Origin of the sequence: Pseudolysinimonas sp. (assembly GCF_044239695.1) — a bacterium.
In the GTDB taxonomy this organism is placed as follows: domain Bacteria; phylum Actinomycetota; class Actinomycetes; order Actinomycetales; family Microbacteriaceae; genus Pseudolysinimonas_A.
In genome coordinates this window covers 1-12,134 of sequence record NZ_JBIIAW010000002.1, presented here as the reverse complement: position 1 = coordinate 12,134, position 12,134 = coordinate 1, and the positions used below count along the sequence as shown (strand labels likewise).

Here is a 12,134-nt window from a genome sequence, read left to right as displayed (position 1 = left end):
CCCCTCCGACTAAGGGAGCCACCCGTGGCGTTCGACATCGACAAGTACACCGCCAACTCCGAGCCGGTGACCTGGACCGATCTCGACCTCGAATCGTTCGAGACCAACCCGTTGCCGGAGTCGAGCCTGCGCGTGCTGCGCTACATGTGCGACGTCGAATACCACACGGTCTGCTACCTCCGGGATCTGCTCACCACGCCGTCCCACAAGGAGCCCGAAGTCGGCTCGTTCATGACGATGTGGAACCGCGAGGAGTTCTGGCACGGGGAGGCCCTCGCCGCCGTCCTCGGCAAGCACGGGATCACCGTCGACTTCGACGAGCTCAAGGCGTCGCGGCTCAAGCTCGGGTGGAAGGACCGCCTCGACCCGATCAAGCAGTCGATGCTCGGCGGCCTCGTCGGCAACGACTTCGTCGCCGTGCACATGGCCTGGGGCGCCGCCAACGAGTGGTCGGCCAACGCCGCCTACCTGCGCATGGCCCGCCAGGAGAACCACCCCGTGCTCGCCGAACTGCTCAAGCGGATCGCGGCGCAGGAGACCAAGCACGTCGCCTTCTACGCGTCGCAGGCACGCGACCGCCTCGAGAAGAGCAAGAAGGCCCAGGTCATCGCCCGGTTCGCCCTCAGCAGGTTCTGGGCACCGGTCGGCTCGACCATCTCGCCCGACAGCGAGGTGACCCACGTCATGGGCCACCTCTTCGCCGGAGCGGAAGGACGCAAGCTCATCCGCAGCATCGACTCGCACATCGCGAAGCTGCCCGGGATGACCGGCCTCACGATCGTCGAGAGCGCCCTCGACAAGCGCGGCATCTCGGCCGAGGGGGAAGGCACCCCCGACGCCGTGCCGCTGACGGAGGAGTCGGTCGCGGTCTAGCCGCTCGACGCCTCCGCGGGTCTAGCGACCCGCGATGCTCACGCGGTTGCGGCCGCTGTTCTTCGCCCGATACATCTCGGCGTCGGCGATCTGCACGAGTTCGTCCGTCGTCGGTCGGTGCTCGCTCGCGTCATGCACGACGACGCCGACGCTCGCCGACACCGCGAAACCGGCCGGGAGCCATTCCATCGGCTGCTCGACGGCCTGCCGCAGTCGCTCACCGATCACCTCGGCCTGAGAGTCGTCGGTCTCGGGGCAGAGCACGATGAACTCGTCGCCGCCGAACCGGCCGATGACATCCGTCTCGCGCACCACCGAGCGCAGACGCGCGGCGACCTCGCGCAGCACGTCGTCTCCGACCGAGTGGCCGAGGCGGTCGTTGATCAGCTTGAAGCCGTCGAGGTCGATGAACATCATCGCGACCGGCTGCGTCGTGCGAGCACTCGCGGCGAGCGCGGAGTCGATGTGCTCGCGCAAGAGCGCACGGTTCGCGAGGCCGGTGAGCTGGTCGTGCAGGGCGAGATGCGCGAGCTCCTCCTGCAGGCGGATGCGGGCGAGGGCCTGCGCGGCCTGACGCGCGATCGCCTCCACGAGTTCGATCGCGGCCGGCTCGAGCTCGCGGCGTCGGGCGAAGAACGCCGCGACGACTCCGAACGGGGCGTGGTCGCGCAGCAGCGGGAAGGCCGCGAGCCCTTCGAGACGCGCGGTCCGCATCGCCGCCGCGATCACCGGGTAGTCGGCCTCCATCTCTTCGTGCCCCGGGAACACCAGCGGCTCCCCCTGGCGCACCGAGTCGGTACCCGGGCGCGCATCCGAGCGCGTGTAGAGGCCGTCGATCGGATTGACGCCGGCGATGACCTCGAGCTCACCCTGCGCGTCGATCGTCGCGACACAGGCGACCGTCGCGACCAGGGAGTCTGCGACGATCTGGGTGAGGGCCTCGGCCAGGTCGATCTGGGTGGTGGCCTCCGCGAACTGCACCGAGGCGTTCTGGAGCACCTGCACGCGCGCGGCGGCCGACTCGGCGGTGCGACGCTCGGACACGAGGTCGCGTTCGTACTGGCTGCGGGCGGTCGCATCGAAGATCGCCGAGCGCACGAGTCGCGGCTGCTCGTCGGCGCCGAGCACGAGCACCGAGTTGATCAGCACCGGCAGCACCTCGCCGTCTTTGCGCCGGATGCCGAGCACGACTTCGCGGGTCTCCCCCTCGAGGTGCAGCACCGGCACATGCCGGGTCTCGTAAAAGAGCTGGGTGCCGGCGTCGAGCAGATCGACGAACCTCGAGCCGACGACATCCGACTCGTCGTAGCCCGTCCATTCCAGGAAGCGCCGGTTCACCCGCGTGATGCGGTCATCGATCTTGGTCGTGAAGTAGCCGACGGGGGCGTCGTGGTACAGCTCCTCGAAATCCTCGTACTCGGGCATGCCTCAGCCCACGAACTCGCGGATGGCGGCGATGACTTCTGCGGGACCCGAGAGGTGCGGCATATGACCCGACACCGGGATGATCCGGAACACCGAGCGCGGAATCGACTCGTGCACGAAACGGCCGACCTCGAGCGGGGCGATGACGTCGTTCTCGGTCTGGATGACGAGGGTCGGCACCGAGACCCCCGCGAGATCGCGTCGGGTGTCGGAGAGGAAGGTCACGTGGGCGAAGTGCCGCGCGATCGCCGGGTCGGTCGCGCAGAAGCTCTCGGTGAGTTCTTCGCCCAGCTCGGCTCGGTCGGGGTTGCCCATGATCACCGGAGCCATCGTCTTCGACCAGCCGAAGTAGTTGGCGTCGAGGGCGTCGAGCAGACCGTGGATGTCTTCCCGCGAGAAGCCGCCGCGGTAGTCCGGCGTGTCGATGTAGCGCGGTGACGGTCCGAGCAGCACGAGTCGCCCGATCCGAGAAGAGTCCCGATTCGCGGCGAGTACCGCGACCATCGCGCTCACCGAGTGCCCGACGATGACGGCGTTCCTCAGGTCGAGCGCCTCGAGGATCTCGAGCAGGTCGGCCGCGTAGCCCTCGAGAGAGTCGTACTTGCCCGGACGGTAGGCGCTGAGATCGGACTCGCCCGATCCCACGCTGTCGAAGAGCACGACGAGGTGGTCGCTCTCGAACGCCGGTGCCACGTGGCGCCACATGACCTGGCTGCACCCGAACCCGTGCGCGAAGACGATCGGACGGGCTCCGGATACGCCGGACACCGTGACGTTGTTGCGATGCAACACGTCGCTCAGTGCAGGGGCAGGCGTCTCCACCCCCTGATTTTAGGGGCGCAATCTCTCACTCCCGCATCGAAACAAGGGGGTTCCCCTGGAGCGCATGTCCGGCTAGGGTTATCGGCTCTTGCTCTGGGAGTCGCGGATGTCCTCGACGGTCTCCCGATCGGACACCCCCTGGCCGGTCAGGCTGCTGTCGATGTCGTCGGAGAGCCCGGTGTCGATGGCGTCGGTCGTGACCGAGCCGCCCTGCTGGTTGCCGCTGGAGTTGATGGCGTCGGAGCCGTTCGAAGAAGTGTCGCTCATAGCGCGAGGCTAAGTCGAGAGTCTGGGTGCCGCGGGGGTCTTGACGAAGCGGGAAATGGTGCGCCTGGAGGGATTCGAACCCCCAACCTTCTGATCCGTAGTCAGATGCTCTATCCGTTGAGCTACAAGCGCTGGTCGGTCGGCCGCTCGGCGGTCAACCTGACGACTCTATCATCGCCTCGGCCCCGGGTCACACCGTCGCGGCGAGAGCGAGCGTCGCGAGGGCCACCGTGACCGGCGCGACGACCAGTCCGAGCACGACGTACCGCGACCAGCGGAACTCCACACCGAGGGCGACCAGCCCGCGGTGCCAGAGCAGTACGGCGAGCGAGGCCCACGGCGTGATGAGCGACCCGGCGTTGACGCCGACGAGGAGTGCCGCGAGACGGGGGGCCGACCCGGTGACGGGTTCGAGCGCGAGGTAGGCGGGGAGGTTGTCGATGCCGTTCGCGCCGACCATCCCGGCGACGGCGAGCCGGAGGAGCGCGAGGGGATCGTCACCCTCCCCCGCGACCACGGCCAGCGCCGTCGTGAGTCCGACGCCGTGCGCCGCCTCGACGACGAGGAACAACCCGCTCGCGAACAGGATGATCTGCCACGGCACGAGGTCGAACCGCAGCACGCGGCGACGGCGCGCGAGGAATGCGCCGACGAGCACGACCGCGGCGGCGGAGGACGGCAGCCACACCGGCATCCCGGAGACCAGCAACGGCAGGAGCGACGCGACGACCACGGCCGAGAGCACGAACAGCGGGCGGTCCGGCACCTGGTCGATCGCCGAGCCGACGTAGCGCCCACCGAGGTCGCGGCGGAAGATCACCGCGATCGCGACGCACGGCACGACGATCGCGACCACCGCCGGCGCGGCCATGAGCGCGGCGAACCGGGCGGGGTCGTGGAATCCCAGCGCGTCGAGGGCGAGCAGGTTGGTGAGATTCGACACCGGCAGCAGCAGCGACCCGGTATTCGCCAACCAGACCGTCGTCAGCGCGAACGGCAGCGGCGGCAGACCGTTGTGCCGGGCGAGGAGCACGACGACGGGCGTGAGCAGCACGGCGGTGGTGTCGAGCGACAGGAAGATCGTGCAGCCGATCGCCAGCAGCACCACGAGCAGCCAGAGCACCCAGGCCCGCCCGAGACCGATCCGCGCGAGTCGCTCGGCGACCGCCGTGAACACACCGGCCTCCGCCGCCAGCTCAGCGACGATCGTGATCGCGACGGCGAACAGCAGGATGGGCCAGACCCGCTCTCCGACGGCGAGCGCCTCCACGACCGGCAGGACGCCCGTGAGGATCGAGGCCGCACCGACGACGAGTAGCGCGGCGCCGAGGATCGCGAGACGCACCGGTCAGCCGACGAGGGCGGCGCGGATCGCGAGCACTCCCTCGAGCGCCTCCGCGTACGTCGTGCTGAGCGGCGAGAGCCCGAGGCGGATGCCGTCGGGGTAGCGGAAGTCGGGGATCACCCCGTCGCCCCACAGCGCCGGCAGCATCCCTTCGAACGCGGGATGCCCGAGGGTGACGTGCCCACCGCGGTGGGCGGCATCCCGCGGACTCAACAGTCGCGCTTCGGGGAGCAGCTCGTCGGCGGCCGCCACGACGAACGAGGTCAGCGCGACCGACTTCGTGCGGATGGCCTCGAGCCCGGCCTCCTCGATGAGGTCGAGCATGTCCTCCATCGCCAGCATCCCGAGCACCGGCGGGGTGCCGCTGAGGAAGCGCCGCATCCCGGTCGCCGGCGTGTAGTCGCGCGCCATCGCGAACACGTCGCCGGCGCCCATCCAGCCTTCGATCGGCTGCCGCAGCGCGTCCTGATGGCGGGTCGCGACGTAGGCGAATGCGGGCGAGCCGGGTCCGCCGTTGAGGTACTTGTAGGTGCAGCCGACGGCGAGGTCGACGCCGTGCCGGTCGAGGTCGACGGGCAGCACCCCGGCCGAGTGGCAGAGGTCCCAGAGCATGAGCGCGCCGGCGGCCTTCACGCGCGCCGTGATCGCCCCGACCTCGGCCACGGCACCCGACCGGTAGTCGACCTGACTCAGCACGACGACGGCGGTCTGAGCGCCGACCTTCTCCTCGATCTCGTTCACGCCCACCCCGGCGATCGGGTCGGCTTCGAGCCAGCGCACCGTCATCCCGTGCCGCTCCGCGACGGCCTGGGCGATGAACCGGTCGGTCGGGAAGTTCGTGACGTCGATCGCGATCTCGGAGCGGTCCGCCCGGGCACCCGCCGCGGCGTGCAGCAGCTTGTAGAGCAGAACCGTCGTCGAATCCGCGACGACCGTCTGACCGGGCGCGGCGCCGAGGGTGAGCGCGGCGATGCGGTCGCCCAGCTCGAACGGACGGTCCATCCAGCCCTCGTCCCAGGAGCGGATGAGCCGGGTTCCCCAGTCGTCGCGGACGAAGTCGCCGAGACGGCCTACGGTGGTCCGCACCGGCCTCCCCAGCGAGTTGCCGTCGAGGTAGGCGCGCACCCCCGGAGCCGGCACGAAGCGGTCGATGAACCCGCGCAGCGGGTCCGCGGCGTCGAGCTGTGCGGCGCGGGCGCGAAGGTCGGTCATCGCAGGTCCTCTCGGCTCTCGGGGGTGACGGGCCGCGCCGACGCGAAGTCGAGATCGTCACCCTCCCCGTCGACCATCATGAGGCGTGCCGCGGGATCCCGGGGATCGGCGAGGTCGAGCGCCGCCAGCAGATCGGATGTCGTCAGCCCCGCGTCGCGCAGCGCGTCGAGCTCGGCGAGGTTCAGCCCCGCCGGGGTCGGACCGTTGCCCATGTCGGTGCCATAGCGGAGGCGCCCGCCGGCCGCGTGGAACGCCGCGACGTTCTCGACGGCGGTCGCGCGCTCCGCGGAGCCGGGTGGATGGATGGCGAGCGTCGAGATCCAGGTCATCCGGGCCGCGTGCCCGGCGATCTCGCGTCGCGAGAGGCCCTCGGTGAACGGCGCGTGGGCGAGCTGCTGCGCGCCGGCACGAAGAGCGCGATCCGCCTCGCCGGGCCCTTCGACGTGCACGACGACGCCCAGCCCGCGGCGGTCGGCGAGCTCCACGATCCGGGAGAGCATCTCGGTGGAAAAGGTCGGCCCGGCCGTGCTGTTGCTCGCGATCTTCGCGCACGTCGCCCCGGCATCCGCGACCTCGTCGATCACCCGGGCCGCGGCCTCGGGATCAGCGATCTCGCGCACCCACGCCGGGTCGGCCCAGCCCCGGTCGGACGGGTAGCCGCCCGGCGGCGTCAGGAACGGGCCCGCGGCGTCGATCCGCAGCGGCGGGATGCCCGGGGCGCCGGCGAGTTCGCGCGGCGCCGCGAGGTCGCCTCCGAGGTCGACGACCCGGCCGAGCACCGACCGGGCGAGGGCATCCCGATCGACGAGTCCGACGTGGACGTGAGCATCGGTGGGCGCGCCGAGAACGACGTACGGCGAAGCGGGTGCGGGCATCCCCCCATTCCAGTCGATCTCGGCGGTGTCCGTTCGTCGTTCGTACAGAAGGGCGCATCGAGCCCCGCGAAGGGAGCACCATGAGCGAGCCGACTACCCCCGAACCCGAACCCGAACCAGAACCCGGGCCCGAGGAGCGGCGACCCTGGATCGACCGGATCCCGCCGGGGATCGGAATCCGACTGCTCTGAGTGTCGAAATCGCGTGACGCCGTTCGTCGTCCTGTCATAGCGTTTCTCACCGACGAAAGGGGTACCCCGTGGAGTACATGATGTTCGTGGCGACCGATCCCGAGGCCGAGGCCTACGACCCGGAGCAGGACAACATCGAGGAATGGATGGCCGATGTCGTCGCCCGCGGCGCGCACGTGCACGGCGACCGGCTGCGTCCCGTCGAGGACGCCACGCTCGTGCGGGTGCGCAACGGGGAGCTGCTCGTCACCGACGGCCCGTTCACGGAGTCGAAGGAGTGGATCGCGGGGTACGACATCATCGAGGCTGCCGACCTCGACGAGGCGATCGAGATCGCCGCGAAGCACCCGATGGCACGGTTCGGGCGCCTCGAGTTGCGCCCGCACTGGCCGTTCGGTGAGTGACGCGCCCACGACGGCCGAGGCAGTCGACGCGGCCTACCGGGACGAGTGGTCGCGCATCGTGGCGACCCTCATCCGGATCACCGGCGACTGGTCGCTCGCGGAGGATTCCGCGGCCGAGGCCTTCGAGTCGGCCCTCGCCACCTGGCCCCGCGGCGGGGTCCCGTCCAAGCCGGGGGCGTGGCTCACGACCGTCGCCAAGAACCGGGCGCTGGACCGGCTGCGCCGCGCGGCGACCCTCGACCGCAAACTGGAGGACGTGGCGGCCATGACGGCACTCGAAGATCTCGACCCCGACGGCGAGGAGATCGCCGACGACCGGCTGCGGCTCCTCTTCACCTGCTGCCATCCGGCGTTGCCGCTGGAGTCCCGCGTCGCCCTCACCCTGCGCGTCGTCGGGGGCCTGACCACCGCGCAGATCGGTCGGGCGTTCCTGGTCGGCGAGGCCACGGTGGCCCAGCGCATCGTGCGAGCCAAGCGCAAGATCGTCGCGGCCGGCATCCCGTATCGCGTCCCCGAGACGCACCGCCTGCCCGAACGGCTGTCGGGGGTGCTGGCGGTGCTCTACCTCGCGTTCAACGAGGGCTACACCGCCGTCGAGCAGGTCGACGTCGCCGACGAGGCGATCCGCGTCACCCGCGCACTCGCCGAGCTGATGCCCGCCGAGCCGGAGATCCTCGGCCTTCTGGCGCTGATGCTGATGCAGCACTCCCGCCGCGACGCGCGGGTACGCGATGGCGAACTCGTCACCCTCGACGACCAGGACCGCACGCGATGGGATTCCGCCGCCATCGCCGAAGGTCGCGCGTTGCTCGCCGAGGCGGGCCGGCACCGACGTCCGGGCGTCTACCAGCTCCAGGCGGCGATCGCCGCCGTGCACGCGTCGGCCCCGACGCCGGAGGACACCGACTGGGTGGCGGTCGTCGCCTTGTACGACAGGCTGTCCATCCTCGCCCCGGGGCCGGTCGTGGGGCTCAATCGCGCGATCGCGGTGAGCCGGGCTTCCGGGGCGGATGCCGGACTCGCCGCACTCGAGGAGGTCGCACCGGCCCTCGCCGCGTACCCGCGGCTACCGGCCGCGCGTGCCGACCTGCTGCGCCGCGCGGGCCGACATGCGGAGGCCGCCGCACACTACGACGACGCGATCCGCCTCGCGGTCACCGAACCCGAACGTCGGGCGTTACGCCGCCGGCGGGACGAGATCCTGTGACCACGACGAGAGCGGTCCGACCAGGGAATCGCGAAGAGAAAACTGCGGAGACGGAGGGAACGTTGGAATGACGCTGCGTGGTCTCGTCTAGTACCTCTGTTTGACGTCAGCGATAAATCGCCAACACATCCAACATGATCGCCGGCCCCTCAAGCCAGTTCTGCTCTTGACCCTCGCTGGGTCCCTTGCGCTCCATCTCGCGACGCTTGTCGCGCGACATGAGATTCATGCCCGGCAGCGCCAGGAGCGGCTTCCACGACGCCTTGCTCCACTGAGACGACACCTTGCCAACGACCCGCGCATATCCCTCGATCTCGCTGTTGATATAGGCGTCGAGCAGTTTGCCGGTGATGTGGAAGTCGCCGTCGCTCGGCTCGCCGACGAACATGACGTCACCACCAAGGGCGCCCGCGATGCCTTTCATGGCGTCGAGTTGACTTTGTGCTGGCATACCTGAGACGTCGGAACCGAAAGCGGGGGCAAGCTTGGCGAGCGCCTCCATCTGCCCAATCGCGCTCGCGAGGCCACCTCCGGGAGAGAGTGCCTTAACGATCTCGGGGACGTAGATCTCGCATTCGAGCTCGATGAGGGCACCTGTCAAAAGCCCATTGAGGTCAACCTCGGGATTGACGACTTCAACCCACCCGGAAGCCTCAACGTCTGATCGGGCGAGCTTCTGCAGCCGCTCAAACCGAGCCGCTGGAGTATCGGTCCGAGAGGTTGTCTCTTCCTCTTCGTGTGCCTTCTCACCCTGGACGTTGACGACAGGGACGCCGCCTTTGCCTGTGACTGACCCTGACTTCGCCCGACGCTCCTCCACCGAACCGCGGAGACCGTCTTCGAGAGCGCTCAGATAGCTGTCAAGTGCAGGTTCGTTGAGATAGATGAAGTTCTTGAGCATGGCTGAACCGTATGCTGAACCGCTGACAGCTTCCCGTCAACGGTGTCCTGTCGCCCATCCGGTCGCGACATTGAAGGCACCCTCGTTCGTCCCGTGTTTCCGGGGCTCTTTGGCCGCTGCGGGAGCCGACTCTATGCGTGTTCGCATAACTCCCTGCCCGCATCGGTGGCTACTAGCCTCGGGGCATGCGGATCGGACCCATTGGCCTCTTGCTGAATCAAGCCGCGCGACGCGACTCGCCCTACTCCCAGCTAGTCTCTGTCGAATCTTCTGAGCTGGTCGAACTTGCAGCAGAGAGGCCCCGGGCCGAATCGATAAACACCTGGGTGGTCGCCTGGTACCGGAGATCGCTTACGAGCTCCGCCAACTGATCACGCGACAGAGGAGGGATCATCCCGGCGTGAGATGCCTGGGCAAAAATAGAAACGCCCTGCTTTCGAAAAGCAGGGCGGAGAAGATCCGGGCGGAGGTACTCGCGGAGACGTCCGAGCTCAGAGATGAGCTCGTGTTCCGACCAACCCGACCCGTCCAAGCGCTCATCTCCTTCAGATACTGCTTGAAGCGTACATCCAGATTGATCGCACGACAACCTCTCGACTTGGAGTAAATGTGTCATCTCAAGTCGAGAGGAAGTCCGCAAGACTAGGCCCCGGCGGCGTACGCCTCCTCGCGAAGATTTTCCGGCAGACGCTGTTCAATGTCGGACATGTCGGTGAAGGTGATGCCACTTGTCACCACTCGCGCTTCGTCGGTGCTATCGCCAGCGGCCGCCCTCGCAAGCCCGTATGCGAATCTCTCAACCGCCGCTCGGTCCTTGTCGCCCGCGCTCATCACTGAGAAGGAAGTCACCAAGGTCCGCCCATGGGAACCAGTGAGGGGGTTGCGCCCTTCAAGGTGACGATCGACAAGGTCGACCAGAGGTAGCTCAGCATCGGGATGAAACGCCATGGGCAGAGCCACTTGAATGACTGCCCGCCAACGTCGACGTCGCAGCACCGCTGCCACTTCAGCATCGACACTAAGGTCGTCGAGTCCGCCTTCTGCGCGAGGCACGCTTACCTCGGGGATACGCCCTAGACGGATCGTAGCCCTGGCGGCTTGCGCGCCGACGGCACTCGAAGCCTTCTGCTTGCGCAGCTTCATGCTATCGCCGTCTTCGTGTGGGGAGCGATGTTGCTGCTCCATGCCTCAATTTCAACATGAGGACTAATCAGCTTGACGAAATCCATGGGAACGGTTCCCTTAAGCGAGTGGGTCGCGCGATTCCGCACGACTTGATCATCGTAGGGGCCGCCCAGGCTGCCCAGCAAGCCGCAAACTTTCATCATCCCCCCGAATGACTGTCCGACCAGCGTCAACACGCCGGTCCGAATGTTGCGATCGTAGAACTTTACTTTGGCTGGCATCTCTAGCTTCTCACGTCGGGTCTTGCGCGGCTAGGTGTCGCGCGCGCTCTTTGGTGGAGGTGCGGATCGAATCTCTGTTCGGTTGATTTGGCAGTTTCGGCATCTTTACGCTGTGATTCTTTCTTCTTTCTTGCCGACAACGATGATTGGAGTGGGCGTGTCACCAACTGCCACTCTCGATTCGGGTGCCGCATGGAAGCTCAGCGACGTCATGAAGCGCTTGGGACTCGAGGACGAAGAGTTCGTGACCCGCAAGCAGTTGAAGGAGCTGCTCGACCTCTCATCAGATCCGAACCATGATGCACTTCGTTCACGCGACCGCAGGTACCTCGAACTCGAAGTTGTGGGGGCTCTCGCCGCTATCGACCTCCTGAAGGACCAATGGGGCTATGCCGGCGGACGGCTCGCGGCGAAGACCGTGCGTCTTCGGAACGCCGTGCTTCAGCTCTGGCGTTTTGGGGTGTCGTACCCTCTCACCAAAAGCGTCCTGAGCTGGGACCCGGGTTCCGGCAAGTACGTGTTCCGCTTTGAAGGCTTTCTCGTCGATGCCGCTACAGGCCAGCGACGCATTGAAGAGCTCCTTGAACGACTCGCTCTCGACGATCAAGCCTTTAGAGAAGCAGTCGACTGGGCGCAGGTAGCGCGTGTCCCACGGCCCGCGATTGAGCGTGCGGTGTTCGAGAGGAGGCGTGACGCCTCGGCCTCCACTGGGCTGTCAATGTTGTTCGATTGATCCGACCCGGCCGATCGATGTAACTCTCACAACGCCCGACCCCCCTCGTCCTCGATCGGCGACTGGGCCCTTCGGGCCTTCGGAGTAACACTCGGGAGGCTACGACCGAACCACCCTCGCCCCATCAGCCCGAACGCCCGTCGCCCCTCCCTCCGAGGCTGGCCGATTTGAGGCGCCGTGGCCCCTCGTGAGGCCACGTCCGCAGCCTCGACCGCCAAACGCGCCGTCCTGTATCCGGGTCTCAACTCCGCCAGGCGGGCACAAACGGCGAGGCGGAGGGCTACTCCATCCCGCACTACGACGCCGCACCCGAGAAAGCGAAGAAGTGGCTCAACCAAGCGGTCTTCGAGCATTCGAGATCGACCTCGAGGACGACGCAGGCAACCCCGTCAGCGAGGGAGCTTACGAGAGCAGATGCGAGGCTGACGGGCGACTCGGTGACGTCGCGGCGGCTGTCTAGGAGACCGGGACAA

12 protein-coding genes and 1 tRNA gene are annotated in these 12,134 nt (G+C 67.7%); 4 read left to right on the top strand and 9 right to left on the bottom strand.

Annotated elements, in window-relative coordinates:
- Positions 1-24 precede the first annotated feature (24 nt).
- On the top strand, positions 25-873 hold the full coding sequence (locus ACILQS_RS00495; RefSeq protein ID WP_395638132.1) for a ferritin-like domain-containing protein: 849 nt from the start codon (positions 25-27) through the stop codon (positions 871-873).
- A 21-nt stretch (positions 874-894) separates the two neighbouring features.
- Here ACILQS_RS00495 and ACILQS_RS00490 read toward each other — a convergent pair whose 3' ends face one another.
- The 7 genes from ACILQS_RS00490 to ACILQS_RS00460 all read right to left on the bottom strand — a co-directional run bounded on the left by ACILQS_RS00490 (position 895) and on the right by ACILQS_RS00460 (position 6,819).
- Complete coding sequence (locus ACILQS_RS00490) at positions 895-2,298, bottom strand: diguanylate cyclase (protein ID WP_395638131.1); 1,404 nt, start codon at positions 2,296-2,298, stop codon at positions 895-897.
- A gap of 3 nt (positions 2,299-2,301) precedes the next feature.
- The gene (locus tag ACILQS_RS00485; RefSeq protein WP_395638130.1) at positions 2,302-3,120 is read right to left on the bottom strand and encodes an alpha/beta fold hydrolase; all 819 of its coding nucleotides are present in this window, start codon (positions 3,118-3,120) and stop codon (positions 2,302-2,304) included.
- Positions 3,121-3,198: 78 nt separating this feature from the next.
- Complete coding sequence (locus ACILQS_RS00480; RefSeq protein WP_395638129.1) at positions 3,199-3,387, bottom strand: hypothetical protein; 189 nt, start codon at positions 3,385-3,387, stop codon at positions 3,199-3,201.
- A gap of 56 nt (positions 3,388-3,443) precedes the next feature.
- A tRNA-Arg gene (locus ACILQS_RS00475) sits at positions 3,444-3,519 on the bottom strand.
- 58 nt (positions 3,520-3,577) lie between these two features.
- Positions 3,578-4,732, bottom strand: a complete 1,155-nt coding sequence (locus tag ACILQS_RS00470) for an SLC13 family permease (protein ID WP_395638128.1) — start codon at positions 4,730-4,732, stop codon at positions 3,578-3,580.
- 3 nt (positions 4,733-4,735) lie between these two features.
- A complete protein-coding gene (locus tag ACILQS_RS00465; protein ID WP_395638127.1) occupies positions 4,736-5,944 on the bottom strand; it encodes a kynureninase in 1,209 nt (402 codons plus the stop codon).
- Positions 5,941-6,819, bottom strand: a complete 879-nt coding sequence (locus ACILQS_RS00460; RefSeq protein ID WP_395638126.1) for a hydrolase — start codon at positions 6,817-6,819, stop codon at positions 5,941-5,943. The genes ACILQS_RS00465 and ACILQS_RS00460 overlap by 4 nt, the downstream gene beginning before the upstream one ends.
- Positions 6,820-7,087: 268 nt before the next feature.
- Here ACILQS_RS00460 and ACILQS_RS00455 point away from each other — a divergent pair, with 268 nt between their 5' ends.
- Both ACILQS_RS00455 and ACILQS_RS00450 read left to right on the top strand, forming a co-directional pair.
- A complete protein-coding gene (locus ACILQS_RS00455) occupies positions 7,088-7,414 on the top strand; it encodes a YciI family protein (protein ID WP_395638197.1) in 327 nt (108 codons plus the stop codon).
- Positions 7,407-8,621, top strand: a complete 1,215-nt coding sequence (locus ACILQS_RS00450; RefSeq protein WP_395638125.1) for an RNA polymerase sigma factor — start codon at positions 7,407-7,409, stop codon at positions 8,619-8,621. The genes ACILQS_RS00455 and ACILQS_RS00450 overlap by 8 nt, the downstream gene beginning before the upstream one ends.
- 106 nt (positions 8,622-8,727) lie before the next feature.
- Here ACILQS_RS00450 and ACILQS_RS00445 read toward each other — a convergent pair whose 3' ends face one another.
- A complete protein-coding gene (locus tag ACILQS_RS00445; RefSeq protein WP_395638124.1) occupies positions 8,728-9,522 on the bottom strand; it encodes a hypothetical protein in 795 nt (264 codons plus the stop codon).
- A gap of 642 nt (positions 9,523-10,164) precedes the next feature.
- Positions 10,165-10,707, bottom strand: a complete 543-nt coding sequence (locus tag ACILQS_RS00440; RefSeq protein ID WP_395638123.1) for a hypothetical protein — start codon at positions 10,705-10,707, stop codon at positions 10,165-10,167.
- Positions 10,708-11,010: 303 nt separating this feature from the next.
- Here ACILQS_RS00440 and ACILQS_RS00435 point away from each other — a divergent pair, with 303 nt between their 5' ends.
- Positions 11,011-11,661, top strand: coding sequence for a hypothetical protein (locus ACILQS_RS00435; RefSeq protein ID WP_395638122.1), 651 nt, complete (start codon positions 11,011-11,013; stop codon positions 11,659-11,661).
- The last annotated feature ends 473 nt before the right edge of the window (positions 11,662-12,134 follow it).

Bases quoted from the DNA above. Each gene is read 5' to 3' on its own strand.
- ACILQS_RS00445 (WP_395638124.1), bottom strand. From the start codon at position 9,522: ATGCTCAAGAACTTCATCTATCTCAACGAACCTGCACTTGACAGCTAT.
- ACILQS_RS00455 (WP_395638197.1), top strand. From the start codon at position 7,088: ATGATGTTCGTGGCGACCGATCCCGAGGCCGAGGCCTACGACCCGGAG.
- ACILQS_RS00480 (WP_395638129.1), bottom strand. From the start codon at position 3,387: ATGAGCGACACTTCTTCGAACGGCTCCGACGCCATCAACTCCAGCGGC.
- ACILQS_RS00465 (WP_395638127.1), bottom strand. From the start codon at position 5,944: ATGACCGACCTTCGCGCCCGCGCCGCACAGCTCGACGCCGCGGACCCG.
- ACILQS_RS00460 (WP_395638126.1), bottom strand. From the start codon at position 6,819: ATGCCCGCACCCGCTTCGCCGTACGTCGTTCTCGGCGCGCCCACCGAT.
- ACILQS_RS00490 (WP_395638131.1), bottom strand. From the start codon at position 2,298: ATGCCCGAGTACGAGGATTTCGAGGAGCTGTACCACGACGCCCCCGTC.
- ACILQS_RS00440 (WP_395638123.1), bottom strand. From the start codon at position 10,707: ATGGAGCAGCAACATCGCTCCCCACACGAAGACGGCGATAGCATGAAG.